We start from the raw sequence: 19,493 nt of genomic DNA, 5'->3' as shown, positions 1-19,493 counted from the left end.
GTTACGAGACGGGCTCTCTATCGGGACTTGAAATTGGAGCGGGTGATGGGAATCGAACCCACGTATGCAGCTTGGGAAGCTACCGTTCTACCATTGAACTACACCCGCGTCAGTGGCCTCTACTATATGCATTTTGCCGGTGAGCGCAATCACCGCCAGGGTGTTTTTTGCCGTAAATCAAGCTGTTCGCCCAACTAATGAGCATGCAGGTTGTTTTTCAAGCAAACAGTCTCAGGCTCCCGGCACGGCAAGGTTGCCAAGCACAGGGGGCGACGATAGTCTTGCGCCACTCGTTTGAGGAGGGTGGTAATGGACAAGAATACGCAGAAACATCTCTATGGCTGGTTGCGCAAGCAGTCGAGCCATGGCCGACGCTGGATCGGTCTCTCCATCGCCCTTGGCATGGGCCAGGGCATCATGATGGTGGCCCAGGCCTGGCTGCTGGCGACCCTGCTCCACGGCTTCATCATCGAGGGAACGACCCCCGAGCAATCCATTCCCCTCTTCATTACCCTGCTGCTGGTGACGCTGACCAAGGCCGGGCTGGCCTATGGCCGCGAGGTCGCCAGCTTCAAGGCGGGCAGCGCGGTGCGCCAGGCGATCCGTGAGCTGGTGCTCACCCGCCTCGGTCGGCTGGGACCGGCCTATATCCAGCGCCGCCCCGCCGGCAGCTGGGCCAGCCTGTTGCTGGAACAAATAGAGGACATGCAGGAGTTCTTCTCCCGTTACCTGCCCCAGATGGCCGTCGCCGTCTTCATCCCTGTGGTGATCCTGGTGGCCGTGTTCCCGGTCAACTGGGCCGCCGGCATCATACTGCTCGGCACGGCGCCCCTGATCCCGCTGTTCATGATCCTGGTGGGGGTTGGCGCCGCCGATGCGAACCGCCGCAATTTCCAGTCCCTGGCGCGGCTCTCCGGCCACTTCCTCGACCGCCTGAAGGGGCTGCGTACCCTGCAACTCTTCCTGCGTACCCAGGCCGAGGGCGAGGCCATCCGCGATGCCTCGGAAGATTTTAGGGAGCGCACCATGGAGGTGCTGCGTCTGGCCTTCCTGAGCACCGCCGTGCTGGAGTTCTTCGCCGCCATCGCGGTGGCCCTGGTGGCGGTCTATTTCGGTTTCTCCTACATAGATCACCTGAACTTTGGCAACTATGGCGTCAAGGTCACGCTCTTTACCGGCCTGTTCGTGCTCTTCCTTGCCCCCGAGTTCTACGCCCCGCTGCGGGAGCTCGGCGCCCACTATCATGCCAAGGCCCAGGCCATAGGCGCCGCCGAACAACTGCTCGAATTCCTGGAGGCCGAGGTCAGCGAACCCGCTTCCGGCAATGCCCCCTTCCATGCCGAGGGTCCCATCCGGGTGGAAGCCCGCGGGCTTGAGGTGCTGAGCGCCGAGGGCAAGGTGCTGGTCGGCCCCCTCGACTTCCAGCTGACAGCCGGCTCGCGCACTGCCCTGGTCGGCATCAGCGGCGCCGGCAAGAGCTCCCTGGTCAACGCTCTGCTCGGTTTTGCCCCCTATCGCGGTGAACTCAGGGTCAACGGCCAGGAGCTCGCCAGCCTCGACATGAGCCAGTGGCGATTGCAGCTCGGCTGGCTCTCCCAGAATCCCCAGCTGTTCCACGCCTCCCTGCGCGACAACCTGCTGCTGGCCAAGCCCACGGCGAGCGACGCCGAACTGGAAGAGGCCCTGAAACGGGCCCAGGCGTGGGAATTTGCCCAAGAGAAGGGCTTTGACTATAGGGTCGGCGATCAGGCCGGCGGCCTCTCGGTCGGCCAGGCCCAGCGCATCGCCCTGGCCCGTACCCTGCTCAAGTCGACCCAGCTGATGGTGCTGGATGAACCCACCGCCAGCCTGGATCGCCACTCCGAGCGCGCCATCATGAGCACCCTCGAACAGGCAGCGGAAGGCCAGACCCTGTTGATGATCACCCACCGCCTCGACCAGCTCACCAAGATGGACAATATCCTGGTGCTGGAGCGCGGCTTGTTGGTGGAGCAAGGCAGCTTCCAGCAACTCAGCGCGGCCAAGGGGCCCTTTGCCCGCCTCTTGTCACAACACCTCTCCCAAGGGGACTCTCTCGATGCGTGATCTACTGCCGTTTCTGCGTCTCTACCGCCAGCACTGGCTGAGCCTCTCCATCGGCCTGCTGCTGGCCTTCGTCACCCTGGTGGCCGGCATGGGGCTCTTGTCCCTCTCCGGCTGGTTCCTCTCCGCCGCCGCGGTGGCCGGACTGGCCGCCGCCACCCGCGACACCTTCAACTACATGACCCCGGCCGGTGGGGTGCGCTTCTTCTCCATCATCCGCACCGCCAGCCGCTGGGGCGAGCGGGTGGTGAGCCATGACGCCACCTTCCGGGTGCTGACCCGGCTGCGGGTCTGGTTCTGGCAAAAGCTCTCGCCGCTCTCCACCGGCACCCTGGCCGGGTTCCGCCAGGCGGATCTGCTCAACCGGCTGGTGACCGACATCGACGCCATGGATCACGTCTACCTGCGCCTCATCACCCCCATAGGGGCGGCCCTGCTGAGCTGCGCCGGCCTGGTGTTCTTCCTCTCCTTCTTCGACAGCGAGCTGGCCCTGACCCTGGGTGCCATACTGCTGCTCGGCATGATTGCCCTGCCGCTGGTGTTCTACTTCGCCGGCCGCAAGCCGGGCCAGGCCTTGATCGCCGAGAAATCCAGCCTGCGCACCCGACTGGTGGACTATCTGGACGGCCAGGCCGAGTTGCAGATGTTTGCCGCCGCCCCCAAGGCGCTCGATGAGCTGCAACAGGCAGAGCAGGCCCTGATCCGCGCCCAGGCCCGCATGGCCAGGGTGAGCGGGCTGGCCAATGCCAGCGTCCAGTTGCTGAGCGGTTGGACCCTGACCCTGATGCTGTGGCTGGCCGGTCACGGCGTCGGCGGCGCGCTGCCAGATCCCATCACGGCGCTCATGGTGTTCGCCACTCTGGCGAGCTTCGAGGCGTTGCTGCCGCTGGCTGGGGCCTTCCAGCATCTCTCCACCAGCCTCACCTCGGCCCGCCGTCTCAACGAGATCCTGCAAGAGGCCAAGGCCCCCGACTGGGGTGACGAGCAGCAGCCTGCCCAGGATGGCACCCTGCAGATCACAAATCTCCACTTCGCCTACCCCGGCAACCCTCAGCCCGTGCTGCGGGGTTGCAGCCTGCAGCTGAAGGCCGGTGAGAAGCTGGCGCTGCTGGGTCAGACCGGCTGCGGCAAGTCCACCCTGATGGGGCTGCTGACCCGGGAGTGGAACCCGCAAGCGGGGGAGATCCTGCTGGGCGGCAAGCCCCTGACCTCCTACAGCGAGGCGGCACTGCGCACCTCCTTCTCGGTGGTGAGCCAGCGGGTGCACCTGTTTACCGCCACTCTGCGGGACAACCTCAAGCTGGCCGCGCCAGAGGCCGACGATGCGCGGCTCATCGAGGTGCTGGAGCAGGTGGGTCTCGGCACTCTGTTGGAAGATAGCTCTGGGCTGGCAGATGACGCAGGGCTGGACGCCTGGCTCGGGGATGGTGGTCGTCCGCTCTCCGGCGGCGAGCGTCGCCGTATCGGCCTCGCCCGCGCCCTGCTGCACGACGCCCCACTCTGGCTGCTGGACGAGCCGACCGAGGGGCTCGACAGCCAGACCGAGCGGGAGATCATGGCGCTGCTGTTCAAGCTCGGGGCCGAACGCTCCCTGCTGCTCATCTCCCACCGCCTGCTGGGACTGGAGCAGATGGACAGGATAGCCCTGATGGAGGAAGGCGAGATCCGCCTGTGCGCACCCCACGCCGAGCTGCTGGCCGACGACTACTACCGCAGCCTGCATCAGCGGCTGGCGCCTGTCTAATCCCAAGAAACCCAAGAGGGGGCATCCATGCCCCCTCACTCTTTTACCTCTTTTGAAAAACACCGGGCCGATGACGACGAACATCGCCAGCACCCAAGACCGGCACAGGCCAGCTCCCCGTCACACCCGTCTTGCTGGCCAAAAATGGGGCTGGTCCCGGGCAGCGACTGGCCCCTATAATGGCCCCCTCACTGTTCAACAAGAAGCCGACATGAAACGCCTGACTCTACTGCTGCCCCTCATCGCCTCCGGTTGCGCCGATTTCTCCTTCAACAGCAATCTGGACAAGGAAAATTTCGACGAGTATTTCAAGCCGGGCAGCGTCCAGATCTATGAGCAGAGCCAGCTTGCCGACCTCAACTACCTCTACCTCGGCACCGTCGAGGGGGAATCCTGCCAGGTCGACGCCAATCAGGCGGTGCCCAACGCAGGTGAGGCGCGCACCCTGGCCCGCCGCCGCGTGGCCGACATGGGCGGCAATGGCGTCAGCTTCGACAAGTGCGCCGAATTCAGCGACGTGCCGGGTTGCCTCAAGCAGGTGATCTGCTACGGCCAGGCGCTGAAAGTCGCCGAAGAGAAGTAACCAGAGATGGCGCTCGCCATAGTCCGGCTCGGCAGCCCGCGCCTGCCCGATGAGGGGCTGCGCATCGGCACTGTGCGCCGTCCTCCCCGTGGCGTGCCCAAGAGCGAATTCGCGAGCCAGGATTGGTACGACGTCTGGTTCCCCAACCTGGCCCCCAGCCCCGAGACCATGAAGCTGGGTCAGGGCGCCGAGACGCCAGCCCAGTGGGCCGCCTTCTGCAAGCAGTACAAGGCGGAGATGGCGACCCCGACTGCGAAGCACGATCTCGCGCTGCTGGCCGCCCTCTCCCACCACAGCAACCTGTCGGTGGGTTGCTATTGCGAGCTGGAATCCCGCTGCCATCGCGGCATTCTCAAGGAGCTGCTGGTCGGCTGCGGCGCCGTGCTGCGCTAAATCTCGCGGTCTCGTTGCAAAAAGAGGGCACCCCAGGGGTGCCCTCTTTTTTATTCGGCTTTTCCGGTGCGCCCAGCACAGTGCCCAGGGTGCAGGAAAGGCTCGCCTACCGTATGGCGTGCGCGGCCAGCACCCCTTGGCGCAGCGCCGCTTCCTCCTCGGCCGTCATACCCGTCTCCGCTCCCTGTCCTCCCTCTGCCAGCCAGTCGGCGAGATCGGCTACTGTCTCCTCCAGCGGCCGGAAGTTGAGGCCCTGCACTATGGCGGCTTCGGCACTGATCCTGCCGTAACCCCCGAACTCGGCCTGCTCGTTTGGCAGCAGGGTCGGATAGCTCTGCCAGGGCTCCACCCCGGCCGCCAGCAGCGCGGGCCAAGGCGTCCATTCGGGCTGGATGAGCGCCGCCGGGGCCAGCCGCGCGGCGAGGCGATCCACCCAGTCCACCAGCGCTATGCCCGGTTTGAGCAGGTTGAACACGCCCCCAAGGCGCTGCTCGGCGGCCCGCAGCACAAACTCGGCGCAGTCCCGCACGTCCAGATATTGCAACCGATCCTGCCCCTCCCCCGGCAGCAGCCAGGGGCCGCCCTGCTGCACCCGCCGCACCCACCAGGCGAGACGACCGGTGTGATCGTGGGGGCCGCACAAGACGCCTGGGCGCAAGATGCACAGCCGCTCCCCCCAGCGGGCGCGGTACTCTGCCTCGCACAGCACCTTGAGGGGGCCGTAGTCATCCGGCATCTCCCCCTCGGCAATCTGATGCAGGGGCGCCAACTCGTCCATCCCCGGCCGGGCGAAGTCCCGATAGACGCTGATGGTGGAGATGAAGATCAGCCGCTCGCAGCGCCCGAGCAGGGCCGCAGAGAGGCTGGCCGCCTGCTCGGGCCTGTAGCAGCAGGTATCGATGACCAGATCCCAGTGCAGCCCCTCGCCGCGCAGCGCGCTCAAATCCCGATCCCTGTCCCCTCGCAGCGCCGTCAGCTCGCGCCAGTCCGGATGCTGGCGGTGGCCGCGATTGAACAGCGTCACCTCGTGGCCCCAATCCAGTGCCAGCGCGGTGAGGTGGCGTCCCAGAAAACCCGTGCCGCCGATAACAAGCAGTTTCATCCCTGTCCTCCTATCCGGCACCACCCGTCCGCCTTGAATGAGCCGCGAGCGCCATGCCGACATGACTCCTGCCCACCCTACGCAAGTCGGCGCAACGGCACAGCAGCCATAGTGCCGGGATGGGACAGGGATCACGGCAGGGCGATGCAGATGAGCGTAACGAGGCGGAGCCTGCGTTTTGGGGCCGCCTGTGCTAAATTGCCGGGGTTTTTCGTCACGAGTCCGCCATGAAGTTCGAAATCGACACCCTCGGGATCATCCACTCTCCCTACAAGGAGAAGTTCGCCATCCCCCGCCAGCCCGGCCTGGTCAAGTCCGCCCGCGCCCGGCTTGAGTTGCTGCCTCCCTACGATCAGCCGGACGTGCTGCGCGGCATAGAGCAGTTCTCCCACCTCTGGCTCAGCTTCGTGTTCCACCAGACCATGGCCCAGGGCTGGCACCCGACGGTGCGCCCGCCGCGCCTCGGTGGCAACGAGCGGGTCGGGGTCTTCGCCACTCGTTCCACCTTCCGCCCCAACCCGCTCGGCCTCTCGGTAGTTGAGCTGCACGGGGTGGGCCGCGAGCGCGGCAAGCTGTGGCTCGAACTCGGCGCGGTGGACCTGCTCGACGGCACTCCCATCGTCGATATCAAGCCCTACATCCCCTATGCCGACAGCCTGCCGGACGCCCGTGGCGGCTTCGCCCCGGATGCCCCTACCCCGCCGCTGGCGGTGAGCTTCGGCCCCGAGGCCGAGCAGCAGCTCGCTCAACTCATGAGCCGATACCCGGAGCTGCGCCAGCTGGTGAGCGAGGTGCTGGCTCAGGATCCGCGCCCCGCCTACAAGAAGGGCAAGCCGGACGACAAGGAGTACGGGGTGAGACTGTTCGATCTGAACGTGCGTTTCCAGATAAAGGAACCAAATTGCGTCGCTATTGGCATAGAAATGGCGTGAAAAATACGAGTAATGCAGTGTAAAAAACCACCCTGACGGGTGGTTTTTTCATGGTTTGAACGGGGTCGGAGCCGTTATCGCCGTTGCAGCAGCAGACTGCCGATGGAGTAACCGGCACCGAAGGAGCAGAGCACGCCGCGGGCCCCGCTCGGCAAATCCTGATTGAACAGGTGGAAGGCGATGATGGATCCCGCCGAGCTGGTGTTGCCATAGCTGTCGAGGATCACCGGCGCCTCTTGCTGGCTGGCGTCGTGCCCCAACAGCTTGCGACCGATGAACTGGTTCATGGTGAGGTTCGCTTGATGCAGCCAGAGCCGGCTCAGCTCCTCCGCCTCCCAGCCCTGGGCCTTGAGCTGACCGTCTATCTGCTCGCACACCAGGGGCAGCACCTCCTTGAACACCTTGCGCCCCTGCTGGCGGAACAGCTTGTCATCGCCGTAGCGGGTACGCGGACTGAAGCGGTTCAGGAAGCCGAAGTTGTTGCGGATGTTGTTGGAATACTGGGTCACCAGCTTGCTGGCCACCAGTTGCCAGGGGTTGGCCACCTTGCAGTCGGCCTCCCGCTCCAGCAGCACAGCGGTGCAGGCGTCACCGAAGATAAAGTGGCTATCTCGATCCCTGAAATTGAGATGGCCCGAACAGATCTCCGGGTTCACCACCAGCGCCAGTCGGGCTGTGCCCGCCGCCAGCAGATCCGCCGCCGTCTTGATGCCGAAGGTGGCGGACGAGCAGGCCACGTTCATGTCAAAGGCCATGCCGCTGGCGCCGAGATAATGCTGCAGCTCGATGGAGAGCGCCGGATAGGGGCGCGGCATGTTGGAGGCGGCCACTATCACCAGATCGATCTCGCCCGGCTCGCGACCGGCGGCGATCAGCGCCTGCTCGGCGGCCGCCACCGCCATTTCCACCATGATGGAGGGCTTGTCGTCCGGGCGCTCGGGGAGCAGCGGCTGCATGATGTCGGGATCCAGCACCCCCTCCTTGCTCACCAGATAACGGCTCTTGATGCCGGAGGCCTTCTCGATGAACTCGCAGCTCGAATGCTGCTTGGCGTCCAGCTGGCCGGCGTCGATGGCAGAGGCGTTCTCCTCGTTGTAGAGATCCACATACTGGTTGAAGGCAGCCACCAACTCTTCGTTGCTGACGGCAAAGGGCGGGGTATAGAGGCCTGAGCCGCTGATTACGATGGAAGTCATCTTTGCTCCTGGCCGGGTGCAATCCCGGCTTGTCTGTTTTGTAGGGTCAGAGGATTACAGCTGATCGATCGCCTGGGCGAGACCAGCCAGGGTCAGCGGGTGCATGCGCCCGCCGATCAATTCGTTGATCAACTTGATGGAGGGATGCCAGAGCCACTCCCGCCTCGGGAGGGGGTTGATCCACACCAGCTTGGGATACTGTTGCTGCAGCCGGGTGAGCCACAGCTGGCCCGGCTCCTCGTTCCAGTATTCGACGGCGCCGCCTGGCCGGGTTATCTCGTAGGGGCCCATCTTGGCATCCCCCACCAGGATCACCCGATAGTCGTGGCCGTAGGTGCGCAGCAGGCGCCAGGTATCGAATTTTTCATCGAAGCGACGGGCGTTGTCCCGCCAGACGAAGTCGTAGAGACAGTTGTGAAAGTAGAAGAACTCCAGGTGCTTGAACTCGTGGCGCAGGGCCGAGAACAGCCGCTGCACCTCGGCCACGTGGCTGTCCATGGAGCCCCCCACGTCGAAGAACACCAGCAGCTTGATCCCGTTGTGACGCTCGGGCCGCAGCTTCACATCGAGCCAGCCCTGGCGGGCGGTGCTCTGGATGGTGTCGTCGAGATCCAGCTCATCGAGGCTCCCCTTGCGCACCCAGCGCCTGAGCTTACGCAGGGCCAGCTGGATGGCCCGCTGGCCCAGGGGGGAGTCGTCGTCGCTGAAGTTGCGATAGTGGCGCGCCTCCCACAGCTTGGCAGCCTTGCCGTGCTCCCCCTCGCCCCCCATGCGCACCCCTTCCGGGTGAAAACCGCCGTGGCCGAAGGGACTGCTGCCCCCCGTGCCCACCCACTTGTTGCCGCCGGCGTGGCGCTCCTTTTGCTCCGCCAGCCGCTGATTGAGGGTCTCCAGCAGCTTGTCGAGGCCCCCCAGGGAGCGCAGCAAGTCTCTCTCCTCCGGGCTCAACAAGCGATCCAGTTCCCGGCGCAGCCAGTCGTCCGGCAGAGACTCCGGCAGCAGGGGGCTGGCCTGGAAGCCGTCGTAATACTCGGCGAAGGCGCGATCGAAGCGATCGAGGTGCGCCTCGTCTTTCACCAGCAGGCAGCGGGCAAGCAGGTAGAAGGCATCCATGTCGAGGCTGACGAGCCGGGCCGCCAGAGCCCCGTGCAAGTCCAGCAATTCCCGCAGACTGCAGGGCAGCTTGTGGCGACGCAGATGGAGGAAGAAATCGATAAGCATTCAGCCGCCGCGCCGGGCCAGGAAGGCGAGCTTCTCGAACAGATGCAAGTCCTGCTCCGTCTTGAGCAGGGCACCATAGAGGGCCGGCACCAGCTTGCCCGGCTCGCGATTGCGCATCGCCTCGGGGGAGATACCGTCCGCCAGCAGCAGCCGGATCCAGTCCAGCAGCTCCGAGGTAGATGGCTTCTTGCGCAGCCCCTCGACCTCCCGCAGCTCGAAGAAGAGGCTCATGGCTTCGTCCAGCAGTTCGTCTTTCAGCTTGGGATAGTGCAGATGGACGATGGCCTGCATCTCGGCCTTGTCGGGGAAGCGGATGTAATGAAAGAAGCAGCGGCGCAGGAAGGCATCCGGCAGCTCTTTTTCGTTGTTGGAGGTGATGATGACCACGGGACGCTGACGGGCCTTGACCCGCTCGCCGGTCTCGTAGACGTCGAACTCCATCCGATCCAGCTCCAGCAGCAGATCGTTGGGAAACTCGATGTCCGCCTTGTCGATCTCGTCGATGAGCAGCACGGGTCGCCGCTCGGCGCCGAAGGCCTGCCACAGCTTGCCGCGACGGATGTAGTGGTTGATGTCCCCCACCCGGGGATCCCCGAGCTGGGAGTCCCGCAGCCGCGCCACGGCGTCATATTCATAGAGCCCCTGCTGGGCCTTGGTGGTGGACTTGATGTGCCAGGATATCAGCTCGGCGCCGAGGGATTCGGCCACCGCCTCCGCCAGCACCGTCTTGCCGGTACCGGGCTCGCCCTTAATGAGCAGCGGCTTTTCCAGCACTATGGCGGCATTGACGGCCATACTCAGTGCCGTTGAGGCGAGATAGCGATCGCTTCCTGCAAATCCCATGGCGTCCGTTCCCTTGGTAGCACAGGGCCCGCCCTGGGCCCAGGTAATAAAGAATAAGTTCTATATGTTCTAATAACATATTGTTATAACGATTCGTCACTTCTCATTCAGAAATCACAGGGTAATCTGGTTTCATCGCCTTAACAAACACAGGGATAGCACCATGAGCAAAATTTTTGAGGACAACAGCCAGACCATAGGCAACACCCCGCTGGTTCGTCTCAACCGTGTTACCAAGGGCCGCGTGCTGGCCAAGATCGAGAGCCGCAACCCGAGCTTCAGCGTCAAATGCCGGATCGGCTCCAACCTGATCTGGGATGCTGAGAAACGCGGCGTACTGACCAAGGGCAAGGAGATCATCGAGCCCACCAGCGGTAACACCGGCATTGCTCTGGCCTTCGTGGCCGCTGCTCGTGGCTATCCCATCACTCTGACCATGCCGGCCACCATGAGCCTGGAGCGCCGCAAGCTGCTCAAGGCCCTGGGTGCCAATCTGGTGCTGACCGAGGGCCCGCTGGGCATGAAGGGCGCCATCGCCAAGGCCAACGAGATCCTCGAATCCGAGCCGAACAAGTACGTCTTGCTGCAACAGTTCGAGAACCCTGCCAACCCCGAGATCCACGAGAAAACCACTGGCCCCGAGATCTGGGAAGCCACCGACGGTGACGTGGACGTGTTCGTGGCAGGGGTCGGCACCGGCGGCACCATCACGGGTGTCTCCCGCTATTTCAAACAGACCAAAGGCAAGGCCATCGTCTCTGTGGCGGTCGAGCCGTCAGAGTCCCCCGTCATCAGCCAGCGACTGGCCGGTCTCGAGATCAAGCCGGGTCCGCACAAGATCCAGGGCATAGGCGCCGGCTTCATCCCGGGCAACCTGGATTTGACCCTGCTTGACCGCGTCGAGCAGGTGAGCAGCGAGGAGTCCATCGAGATGGCTCGTCGCCTGATGGAAGAGGAAGGCATTCTGGCGGGGATCAGCTCTGGCGCCGCCGTGGTGGCCGCCGCTCGTCTGGCCGAGTTGCCGGAGTTCGAGGGCAAGACCATAGTCGTGATACTGCCGAGCGCCGCCGAGCGCTACCTCTCCAGCGCGCTGTTCGCCGGGGTGTTCAGCGAGCAGGAACTGCAGCAGTAATTGATCTCCTTACATCAAAACAACGGCGCTCTCCGGGGCGCCGTTTTTCTTTATGAGCTAAACTCAGTCGTCATTAGTTTCAGTCGACCCCTTATTTTTTGGGGTAAAATAACAAATTTCAGAGTGACAAAAAAAGCAGACATTCTGTGATAAATCTCATATCCTGTGCGGCGTCACGAGGTGTTTGCCGGTTAGGTATCACAAGGTAACAAAGTGTTATTTTTCGTTATAAATTAATTTCAGGCCAGTCCTGACGCGGCTTGTAGCCCGATAACGAAAAAGACTTAGCCAGGACGCCGAATACTGCACAGAAAATTGACCTGGATTAAACCATTGCGGGTCTGATTTCGTTACTTTACAACATATCCATACTGACACGGTGAGACAGGTGGCCTCATAAGCAACCATCTCTACCACACAATATCAATAATATGGGGTGAAACCATGTACGAGAAGTCTGTTGTTATTACTGCTGAAAACGGCCTGCACACCCGTCCCGCAGCTCAGTTCGTGAAAGAAGCAAAAGAATTCCAAAGCGAGATCACTGTGGTCTCCGGTGGCAAATCCGCCAGCGCCAAGAGCCTGTTCAAGCTGCAGACCCTGGGCCTGACCAAAGGCACCAACGTGACCATCCAGGCCGACGGCCCGGATGCTCAGAAAGCCGTTGAGAAGCTGGTTGCCCTGATGGACGAGCTGGAGTAATCCGGCTTTATTCCTCCCCCACAGTCGTTTTAATAGGAAGGATTATGATATCTGGCATTCTTGCGTCCCCCGGTATCGCATTCGGCAAGGCGCTTCTTCTGAAAGAAGATGAAATCGTTATCAATCAGGGCAAGATTTCTGTTGACCAGATTGACGCCGAAATCAACCGCTTCCTCGAAGCCCGCACCAAGTCAGCCACACAGCTGGAAGCCATCAAAGAGATGGCAGGTCGCACCTTCGGTGAGGAAAAAGAGGCCATCTTCGAAGGCCACATCATGCTGCTCGAAGATGAGGAGCTGGAAGGGGATATCAGATCCTTCATTAAAGACAACAAGGCATCTGCCGACAAAGCTATCTATGAGGTGATCGAACAGTACGCCAAGATGATGGCCGATCTGGATGACCCTTATCTGCGTGAGCGCGCCACCGATTTCCGTGACATCGGCACCCGTCTGGTGAAGAACGTGCTGGGCATCGCCGTTGTCAACCTGAGCACAATCGACGAAGAGGTCATCCTGGTCGCCAAAGACCTGACCCCGTCCGAAACCGCTCAGATCAACCTGAAATACGTGCTGGGTTTTGTCACCGACATCGGTGGCCGTACCTCTCACACCTCCATCATGGCCCGCTCCCTGGAGCTGCCGGCCATCGTGGGCACCAACGACATCACGGCACGTGTCAACAATGGTGACATGCTGATCCTGGATGCGATCAACAACCAGCTCATCATCAATCCGACTGCCGAGCAGCTGACTGAAGCCAAGAAATTCCAGGCCCAGTTCCAGGCCGAGAAAGATGAACTGGCCAAACTCAAAGACTTGCCTGCCATCACCCTCGATGGTCATCAGGTCGAAGTGTGCGCCAACATCGGTACCGTCAAGGATACCGAGGGTGCTATCCGCAATGGCGCCGAAGGCGTGGGTCTGTACCGCACCGAGTTCCTGTTCATGGACCGTGATGCGCTGCCGACCGAAGACGAGCAGTTCAAGGCCTACAAAGAAGTGGCAGAGGCCATGCCGGATCAGCCGATCATCGTCCGTACCATGGATATCGGTGGCGACAAAGAACTGCCCTACATGAATTTCCCGAAAGAGATGAACCCCTTCCTGGGCTGGCGTGCCGTGCGTATTTTCTTCGATCGCGAAGACATCATGCACGCCCAGCTGAAGGCCATCTTGCGTGCCTCTGCCTTCGGCAAACTGCGCATCATGTTCCCGATGATCATCTCCGTCGAAGAGTTCCGCAGCCTCAAGGCCACAGTGGAACAGCTGAAGGCCGAACTGCGTGCCGACGGCAAAGCCTTTGATGAATCCATCGAAGTAGGTATCATGATCGAGACCCCGGCCGCCGCCGTGATGGCTCATCATCTTGCCAAGGAAGTGGATTTCTTCAGTATCGGTACCAACGACCTGACCCAGTACACCCTGGCCGTCGACCGTGGTAACGAGATGATTTCCGCCATGTACAACCCGCTGTCACCCTCCGTCCTGACCCTGATCAAGATGGTCATCGACGCTTCCCATGACAATGGCAAGTGGACAGGTATGTGCGGTGAACTGGCTGGTGACGAACGTGCCACCCTGCTGCTGCTGGGTATGGGTCTGGATGAGTTCTCCATGAGCGCCATCTCTGTACCGCGTATCAAGAAGCTTATCCGTAACACCAACTTCGAAGATGTGAAGGCAATGGCAGACCAGGCTCTGAGCTATGCGACCGCCGCCGAAATCGAAGCCTGTGTAGATAACTTTATTAAGCAGAAGGCAGTCTGCTAAGATCGGCTGCAAACAGCGACAATCATCTCTAGGAGCTTTTACTATGGGTCTGTTTGATAAACTGAAGAAACTGGTTTCCGATGACAGCTCTGACACCGGCGGCATCGAAATCTTTGCCCCCCTGTCAGGCGAAATCGTACCGATCGAAGATGTACCTGACGTCGTCTTCGCCGAGAAGATTGTGGGTGACGGTATCGCCATCAAGCCGGCTGGCAACAAGATGGTTGCTCCGTGCGACGGCACCATCGGCAAGATCTTCGAGACCAACCACGCGTTCTCTCTGGAATCCGACTCTGGTATCGAGCTGTTCGTTCACTTCGGTATCGACACCGTTGAGCTGAAAGGCGAAGGCTTCACCCGCATCGCCCAGGAAGGTCAGAAGGTCAAGCGCGGTGACACTATCATCGAGTTCGATCTGGCCGTTCTGGAAGCGAAAGCCAAGTCTACCCTGACGCCTGTGGTCATCTCCAACATGGATGAGATCAAAGAGCTGATCAAGATGACTGGCGCCGTGACCGTGGGCGAGACCCCGGTGATCCGCATCAAGAAATAATGCTCCGCTGGCTTGTGCCAGCTGCTGCAACGAAAAACCGAAGCCCTGGGCTTCGGTTTTTTTATGGGCAACACCTATGACCCACCTTGCCCCAGCCATCAGGGGCGATGTCATCACCCCTGACCAGGCAAAGGCACTCCGATGCAAAAGCGCGGTCGAGATCAAGGCATTGTCCGGCAAGCCTTGTAGCATGGGGATGGAAACCACGGGATCCTGACGCCACATCTGTGTCGGGATAGACAAGGGCGATGCATTGCCCCCTCCGGAAGGAGATGAAGATGTTGAAAAATACGGAACAACGTTATGGCAGCCTGAGCATCGGCCTGCACTGGCTGACCCTGCTGCTGATGATGGCCGTCTATGGGCTGATGGAGTTCAGGGATATTTTCCCCAAGGGTTCGGCCGGACGCGACCTGATGAAGGAATTTCACTTCATGGTGGGCTTGCTGATCCTGGCGCTGGTGGTGGCACGGCTGCTGGTGCGCTTTGGCAGCCCGTCACCCCGCATCCTGCCCGCCCCCTCTCCCCTGATGCGCAGGCTAGGCCACCTCGCCCATCTGGCCCTGTACGGCTTTTTGATCCTGACGCCGCTGCTGGGCTGGCTGCTGCTGAGCGCGGGTGGCAAGCCCATCCCCTTCTTCGGGTTCGAATTGCCCGCCCTTATCGCGCCGGATGACGGCCTGAAAGGCACTATCAAGGATCTGCACGAAACGCTGGCCAACATAGGCTATGCCCTGATAGCCCTGCATGCGGCGGCGGCCATCTATCACCATCATGTGCTCAAGGACAACACCCTGACCAATATGTTGCCCGAGCGGAAATAAGCACATGTCTGGAACACGCCAACAAAAAGGCTCCGATACCGGAGCCTTTTTGTTATGGCTTAAGCGTCACCCTCAGGGCAACACTACTCGACTCTCGCCACCGCCGAGGGCTTCGACCCGGATCTGCACGCCGATGCGCTCAACCAGGGTCTGCACGTGAGAGATGACCCCGATCTGGCGGCCCGCCGCCTGCAAGGAGTCCAGGCTGGAGAGCGCCAGATCCAGGCTATCCGGATCCAGGGTGCCGAACCCCTCGTCGATAAACAGCGACTCGACCTGGGTCTGGCGCGACGACAGGCTGGAAAGCGCCAGCGCCAACGCCAGCGACACCAGGAAGCTCTCGCCACCGGAGAGCGAGTCCACCGAGCGCACCTCGTCCCCCATGTCGAGATCCACCACCTGCAGCGCCAGATCGGTGCCGGGTACCCGCTCCAGCCGGTAGCGCGGCGACAGCTCGGCGAGCTGGGCATTGGCCTCCAGCAACAGCCGCTCCAGGGTCAGGCTCTGGGCGAAGGTGCGGAACTTGGCGCCGCTGGCGGAACCGATGAGTTCACTCAGCTGCTGCCAGTGATCCGCCACCCCTTGTTGGCGAGCCAGCTCTTCCTGCAGGCTCCCCGCCTTCTGCGCCGCGGCGTCGGCCTGCGCCAGCAGGCTCTTGCACTGGAACAACTGCTCCTCCAGTTCGCGGCAATGGGCCTCACAGGCACCGAGGCGCTGGCTCAGAGCCTCGGCCGAGAGAGCCGTCAGCTCGCCGTGGTGCTCACGGTAGCGCTCCAGCTTGGCCTCTTCCTGCGCCTGCGCCCGCTGGCGCTCGCCGAGCCGGGTACGCGCCTCGGCCAGGGCATAGTCCAGCTGTTGCAAGGCGGCGCGGCGGACCTTGATCTCCTCCGGTGTGATTGCCAACAACCGGCGCAGCTCATACTCGGCGATCCCGAGCGTACTGGCCTGGGCCGACCAGCGCCCCTGCACCTCCCGCTGTCGCCGGCTGCTCAGCTGTCTGTCCTGCTCGAGATGGATCAGCCGGGTCTTGAGCTCGGTCTGTCGCTCCCGCAATGCGCGCAGGGCCGTCACAGCCCCGTCGAGCTGGCCGTTCAGCTGCAACAGTCGCTGTTGCCACTCGCTCTCGACCTCGGCGATGGCACGACCACCGAGGCAGGCCTCCCGGCTGGCGACCAGCCCCTGTCGCTGCTGTTCCCCTGCCTTGTAGTCAAGCTCCAGCTTGTGCATCAGCTCGTCCTGGCCCTGCACCCGCACCGCCTGCGCGCTCAAGACAGGCGTCTGACTGGCGATCTCCGCCCCGAGCTGTTCCCACTCCCCCTGCCCCTGCAGGCAAGCCTCGCAGGTCTGCTGCCACTCGGTCCAGCGCTCACCCTCGGCCCACTCGCGCCAGGGCTCGGCCCCCATCTGCTGATCGAGCCTTGCCTCCCCCTGTGCCAGGCGCTGGCGCAGGCTGCCCTCTTGCTCGGCCAAGCCCTTCAGCTCGGCCTCCCACTGCGTCTTCTGTCGCTCGCTCTCGTGCCACTGTTGCTCGAACTGATGCTGACGGACATTGAGCTGGGCCAGCTGCTCGCGCAGCCCCACCAGTGCCTGCTGTCCTGCCTGGGCCTGCAACAGCTGCCGCTGCCCCTCGGCCAGACGCTGCGCCAGCGACTCCCCCTGCGCCAGCAAGCGGGACTGCCATTCGCCCCACTCCGTCGGGCTCTGATGCGGTGGTAGCTCGCCCCCGGACAGCTCGTTGCCACCCAGTTGTCCCCAGCGATCGGCCAGTCGAGCGGATCTTGCCTCCAGCTCGGGCTGCTGTTGCCGGCGCGCGGTCAGCTGGCGGGCCAGTTCGACCCGCTCGCTTTCCCCTTGAATATGTTGATGATTGAGCCGCTCCCACTCGAGCTCCAGCTGACGGATACGCTCGGCCTGCTGGGCCAGGATGCCCGCCACCTGGGGCTGATGCTGGCGATAGGGATGCTCCTTGGCACCGCAGAGCGGGCAGGGCTCGCCATCCTGCAACTCGTGGCGATGCTGCTCGAAACTCGCCACGGCGCGGGCCTGCTCCAGTGCGCGGCGCGCCTCGTCACGCTGGATGGCGAGGCGCGCCAGCGCCGGCTCCCGCTCGGCGTGCAAGGTGACGAGCCGGGCCAACTGCTGCTCGAGCGTTTCGATCTCTTGCCAGAGTCGCTCCTGCTGCTCGCTGTGGTTGCGCCCCGCCTCCACCAGCTCCAGCAACTGGTGCACCCGCGCCAATTGCTCGGTATCTGATTGCCGCCGCTCTTGCGCGCGGGCCACCTGGCCGTCCCACTCCTGCGCCTGCTGTTCATCGTGCTGATGCTGCAACCGGGTACGCTCATGCTGCCAATAGTCGCGCTCCTGCTGCCCCTGCTCCAGACGCCCGTTGAGCTCGCGCAGGGCCTGACTGCGCTGCTCACGACTCTGCTGCACTTGCTGCAATAGCGCCCGACTCTCGACCCAATCCTGCATGGCGGCCAGCAAGGGGCGCCACTGGGGTGCCAGGGATGCCAGGGTCTTGCGCTCCTCGAGCCAGCTCGCCCATTGCTGGCGGCGCTCCGTCAGCCCCTGCACCCGCTCCGCTTGCTGTTGCCACTCCCGCTGCAATTTGAGCTGCAGCTCGCGCGCCTGCTTGCCCTGTTGCTGGATCTCCTGCAGTTGGCTGACCCTCTCCCGGATGCGGGTATCGAGCTCCTGCGCCCGCTTGATCTCCGGTTGCAGCGCCCCCCACTCCCGCTCGGCGGCAGTTTTCTCTGCCAGCAACTGTTGCTCGCGCAGCACGGCCTGCTGCTGCTCCTGCTCAATTTGCGCAAGCTCCGGGCCCAGCTGGCCGATGAGCAGCGTTTGCTGCTGCAGATCGGCGGTCAGGCGGGCCAGCTCGTCGTGATCGGCGCGGGCCACCTGGGCCTGCTCGAGCCGGGCGAACTCCTCCCGCGCAAGCGCGGCCTCGGCGTGGGCCGTCTCGGCGGCGGCCAGCAACCCCAGCCCTTCCTGGCAAGCCTGGCGCAGGGCGGCGATGCGATCGTTGAGATCGCGCAAGTCCTGCAACAGCTGGCGCTGTTGTTGTTCGTGCTTGAGGCCGGTGGAGAGGTTGAGCTGCTCGGTGACCCAGTGTTCCCGGGTCGCCTCGTCCATCAGCGCCACGTCGCCGAGCCGCTGTGCGATGGCCGTCAGCGCTTGCTGCTCGGCGCGGGCCCGCTCATGGGTCTGTATCGAGATGGCGGAGTAGAGCTCGGTGCCGGTCATTCGCTCCAGCAGCGCCGAGCGCTCGTCGGCGCTGGATTTCAGAAAGGCCGCAAACTCCCCCTGGGGCAGGATCACCGCTCGGCGGAACTGCTCCCAGGAGAGGCCCACCAGCTCGTCGATGCGCTCCTGCAACTCCCGCTTGCTGCCGGAGAAGAGCTGACCGGTTTGGACATCGGTCAGGGTGCGCTCCTGGGCCTGGAAGCGCCCCTCCGAGCGATTTCGCGCCCGGCGTACCGCCCAGCGCGCCAGATAGCGGCGACCGTCACAGCCGCGAAACTGCACCTCGGCAAAGCCGCTGGCGTGGCCACGACTCAAGATGCCGCGCACGTCGTTGGCCTTGAGCTTCTCCTCGTCATCGAGGCGACCCACCTCGGCCACGTTCTTGCGATTGGCGATAAAGCGCGGCATCTCGTCGTAGAGCGCGAGGCAGATGGCGTCGAGCAATGTGCTCTTGCCCGCGCCCGTGTTGCCGGTGATGGCGAACAGGCCGGCGGCGCCCAGAGCTCCGCCATCGAAGTCGATGGCGAAGCTGCCGGTCAGGCTGGCCAGGTTCTCGCCTGACAGAGAGAGTATTTTCATGTCTCTGACTCCTTCACCTGCACCAGGATTTCTTCAAACGAGGCCACCAGCTCGGCGGTCGGCTCCCCCTCGAACTGGCGCTGATAACAGAGCCTGAACACCTCGGTCGGGGAAATCTCATCGAGCCTGCGCCGGTTCGCTCCATCGGCCAGCCCCTGACCCGAACCCTGATAGCGGGTGCTGATACGGGCCAGACGCACCGGTTTGCCGGTCATGGCCGCCAGGATGCGCTCGCGGATGCGCGCCTCGGGCCTCTGCAGCAGCAGCCGCACCTCGAGAAACGGCTGGGCCTCAACAGGCAGCTCGGGCAAATCGAGCGCGGCGATGGCGTCAAGGGCCTCATCGAGCGCGCTCTCCGGCAAGCGGATCATCTCGACGCTGCGGGGAACCGGGATCCGCTCCAGCGCCGTCAGCTTGTCGCCCTCGAAGGTCACCTCCAGCACCTGGTGGTTGTAGTTTGCCTCCGCCAAGGAGAGCGGCAGCGGCGAGCCGCTGTAGTGCACGCCGGGGGCCGGGCTCTGGGCGAGATGCAGATGACCCAGGGCCGTGTAGTCGGCCCCTGCGAAGATATCGGCGGGCAGGGCGTGCT

16 protein-coding genes and 1 tRNA gene are annotated in these 19,493 nt (G+C 63.1%); 10 read left to right on the top strand and 7 right to left on the bottom strand.

What is annotated here, in order from left to right; all coding sequences use genetic code 11:
- Positions 1-34: 34 nt before the first annotated feature.
- Positions 35-108, bottom strand: a tRNA-Gly gene (locus BN1124_RS05390).
- A gap of 201 nt (positions 109-309) precedes the next feature.
- On the opposite strand from BN1124_RS05390, the gene cydD reads away from it, so the two are divergent.
- From cydD to BN1124_RS05370, 4 genes are all read left to right on the top strand, one after another.
- Positions 310-2,085 carry a heme ABC transporter permease/ATP-binding protein CydD gene (gene cydD / locus BN1124_RS05385; RefSeq protein ID WP_042639866.1) on the top strand — a complete coding sequence of 592 codons (1,776 nt, stop codon included), beginning with the start codon at positions 310-312 and terminating at the stop codon, positions 2,083-2,085.
- On the top strand, positions 2,078-3,826 hold the full coding sequence (gene cydC / locus BN1124_RS05380; RefSeq protein ID WP_042639864.1) for a heme ABC transporter ATP-binding protein/permease CydC: 1,749 nt from the start codon (positions 2,078-2,080) through the stop codon (positions 3,824-3,826). The genes cydD and cydC overlap by 8 nt, the downstream gene beginning before the upstream one ends.
- A 211-nt stretch (positions 3,827-4,037) precedes the next feature.
- Positions 4,038-4,409 carry an Rcs stress response system protein RcsF gene (gene rcsF, locus BN1124_RS05375; RefSeq protein WP_042639862.1) on the top strand — a complete coding sequence of 124 codons (372 nt, stop codon included), beginning with the start codon at positions 4,038-4,040 and terminating at the stop codon, positions 4,407-4,409.
- A gap of 6 nt (positions 4,410-4,415) precedes the next feature.
- Positions 4,416-4,802 carry a DUF488 domain-containing protein gene (locus BN1124_RS05370; protein ID WP_042639860.1) on the top strand — a complete coding sequence of 129 codons (387 nt, stop codon included), beginning with the start codon at positions 4,416-4,418 and terminating at the stop codon, positions 4,800-4,802.
- A 106-nt stretch (positions 4,803-4,908) separates the two neighbouring features.
- Here the strand turns inward: BN1124_RS05370 and BN1124_RS05365 are convergent, their stop codons facing one another.
- Positions 4,909-5,904, bottom strand: a complete 996-nt coding sequence (locus tag BN1124_RS05365; protein WP_042639858.1) for an NAD-dependent epimerase/dehydratase family protein — start codon at positions 5,902-5,904, stop codon at positions 4,909-4,911.
- Between the two features lie 227 nt (positions 5,905-6,131).
- On the opposite strand from BN1124_RS05365, the gene tsaA reads away from it, so the two are divergent.
- Positions 6,132-6,836, top strand: a complete 705-nt coding sequence (gene tsaA / locus BN1124_RS05360) for a tRNA (N6-threonylcarbamoyladenosine(37)-N6)-methyltransferase TrmO (RefSeq protein WP_042639856.1) — start codon at positions 6,132-6,134, stop codon at positions 6,834-6,836.
- Between the two features lie 74 nt (positions 6,837-6,910).
- Here tsaA and BN1124_RS05355 read toward each other — a convergent pair whose 3' ends face one another.
- From BN1124_RS05355 to BN1124_RS05345, 3 genes are read right to left on the bottom strand one after another with little or no spacing between them, the layout of a single operon-like run.
- Positions 6,911-8,032, bottom strand: coding sequence for a beta-ketoacyl-ACP synthase III (locus BN1124_RS05355; RefSeq protein ID WP_042639855.1), 1,122 nt, complete (start codon positions 8,030-8,032; stop codon positions 6,911-6,913).
- A gap of 54 nt (positions 8,033-8,086) precedes the next feature.
- Positions 8,087-9,253: a vWA domain-containing protein gene (locus tag BN1124_RS05350; protein WP_042639854.1), complete on the bottom strand. Its 1,167-nt coding sequence runs from the start codon at positions 9,251-9,253 to the stop codon at positions 8,087-8,089.
- Positions 9,254-10,096 (bottom strand): AAA family ATPase, encoded by an 843-nt coding sequence (locus BN1124_RS05345; RefSeq protein ID WP_042639852.1) that lies wholly within the window; start codon positions 10,094-10,096, stop codon positions 9,254-9,256.
- Between the two features lie 163 nt (positions 10,097-10,259).
- On the opposite strand from BN1124_RS05345, the gene cysK reads away from it, so the two are divergent.
- The 5 genes from cysK (at position 10,260) to BN1124_RS05320 (ending at position 15,079) form a co-directional block, all read left to right on the top strand.
- The gene (gene cysK / locus BN1124_RS05340; RefSeq protein ID WP_042639851.1) at positions 10,260-11,228 is read left to right on the top strand and encodes a cysteine synthase A; all 969 of its coding nucleotides are present in this window, start codon (positions 10,260-10,262) and stop codon (positions 11,226-11,228) included.
- A 444-nt stretch (positions 11,229-11,672) separates the two neighbouring features.
- Positions 11,673-11,930 carry an HPr family phosphocarrier protein gene (locus tag BN1124_RS05335; RefSeq protein ID WP_005303128.1) on the top strand — a complete coding sequence of 86 codons (258 nt, stop codon included), beginning with the start codon at positions 11,673-11,675 and terminating at the stop codon, positions 11,928-11,930.
- A gap of 44 nt (positions 11,931-11,974) precedes the next feature.
- Complete coding sequence (gene ptsI / locus BN1124_RS05330) at positions 11,975-13,702, top strand: phosphoenolpyruvate-protein phosphotransferase PtsI (protein ID WP_042639847.1); 1,728 nt, start codon at positions 11,975-11,977, stop codon at positions 13,700-13,702.
- A 43-nt stretch (positions 13,703-13,745) separates the two neighbouring features.
- Positions 13,746-14,255, top strand: coding sequence for a PTS glucose transporter subunit IIA (crr, locus tag BN1124_RS05325; protein WP_005325875.1), 510 nt, complete (start codon positions 13,746-13,748; stop codon positions 14,253-14,255).
- A gap of 278 nt (positions 14,256-14,533) precedes the next feature.
- The gene (locus BN1124_RS05320; RefSeq protein ID WP_042639844.1) at positions 14,534-15,079 is read left to right on the top strand and encodes a cytochrome b; all 546 of its coding nucleotides are present in this window, start codon (positions 14,534-14,536) and stop codon (positions 15,077-15,079) included.
- A 72-nt stretch (positions 15,080-15,151) separates the two neighbouring features.
- Here BN1124_RS05320 and BN1124_RS05315 read toward each other — a convergent pair whose 3' ends face one another.
- Positions 15,152-18,904 (bottom strand): AAA family ATPase, encoded by a 3,753-nt coding sequence (locus BN1124_RS05315; protein ID WP_042639842.1) that lies wholly within the window; start codon positions 18,902-18,904, stop codon positions 15,152-15,154.
- A partial coding sequence (locus tag BN1124_RS05310; protein ID WP_042639840.1) for an exonuclease SbcCD subunit D C-terminal domain-containing protein occupies positions 18,901-19,493 on the bottom strand: 593 nt, incomplete at its 5' end. The genes BN1124_RS05315 and BN1124_RS05310, both read right to left, overlap by 4 nt.

This window comes from Aeromonas eucrenophila, from assembly GCF_000819865.1.
Lineage (GTDB): Bacteria > Pseudomonadota > Gammaproteobacteria > Enterobacterales > Aeromonadaceae > Aeromonas > Aeromonas eucrenophila.
The sequence above is the reverse complement of the archived record's forward strand: the minus strand, read 5'-3'. Positions and strand labels throughout refer to the sequence as shown.

Coding starts and splice junctions, on each gene's coding strand:
- BN1124_RS05315 (WP_042639842.1), bottom strand. CDS start 18,904: ATGAAAATACTCTCTCTGTCAGGCGAGAACCTGGCCAGCCTGACCGGC.
- BN1124_RS05320 (WP_042639844.1), top strand. CDS start 14,534: ATGTTGAAAAATACGGAACAACGTTATGGCAGCCTGAGCATCGGCCTG.
- BN1124_RS05335 (WP_005303128.1), top strand. CDS start 11,673: ATGTACGAGAAGTCTGTTGTTATTACTGCTGAAAACGGCCTGCACACC.
- rcsF (WP_042639862.1), top strand. CDS start 4,038: ATGAAACGCCTGACTCTACTGCTGCCCCTCATCGCCTCCGGTTGCGCC.
- BN1124_RS05355 (WP_042639855.1), bottom strand. CDS start 8,032: ATGACTTCCATCGTAATCAGCGGCTCAGGCCTCTATACCCCGCCCTTT.
- cydD (WP_042639866.1), top strand. CDS start 310: ATGGACAAGAATACGCAGAAACATCTCTATGGCTGGTTGCGCAAGCAG.
- BN1124_RS05350 (WP_042639854.1), bottom strand. CDS start 9,253: ATGCTTATCGATTTCTTCCTCCATCTGCGTCGCCACAAGCTGCCCTGC.
- ptsI (WP_042639847.1), top strand. CDS start 11,975: ATGATATCTGGCATTCTTGCGTCCCCCGGTATCGCATTCGGCAAGGCG.
- cydC (WP_042639864.1), top strand. CDS start 2,078: ATGCGTGATCTACTGCCGTTTCTGCGTCTCTACCGCCAGCACTGGCTG.
- cysK (WP_042639851.1), top strand. CDS start 10,260: ATGAGCAAAATTTTTGAGGACAACAGCCAGACCATAGGCAACACCCCG.
- BN1124_RS05370 (WP_042639860.1), top strand. CDS start 4,416: ATGGCGCTCGCCATAGTCCGGCTCGGCAGCCCGCGCCTGCCCGATGAG.
- crr (WP_005325875.1), top strand. CDS start 13,746: ATGGGTCTGTTTGATAAACTGAAGAAACTGGTTTCCGATGACAGCTCT.
- BN1124_RS05365 (WP_042639858.1), bottom strand. CDS start 5,904: ATGAAACTGCTTGTTATCGGCGGCACGGGTTTTCTGGGACGCCACCTC.
- tsaA (WP_042639856.1), top strand. CDS start 6,132: ATGAAGTTCGAAATCGACACCCTCGGGATCATCCACTCTCCCTACAAG.
- BN1124_RS05345 (WP_042639852.1), bottom strand. CDS start 10,096: ATGGGATTTGCAGGAAGCGATCGCTATCTCGCCTCAACGGCACTGAGT.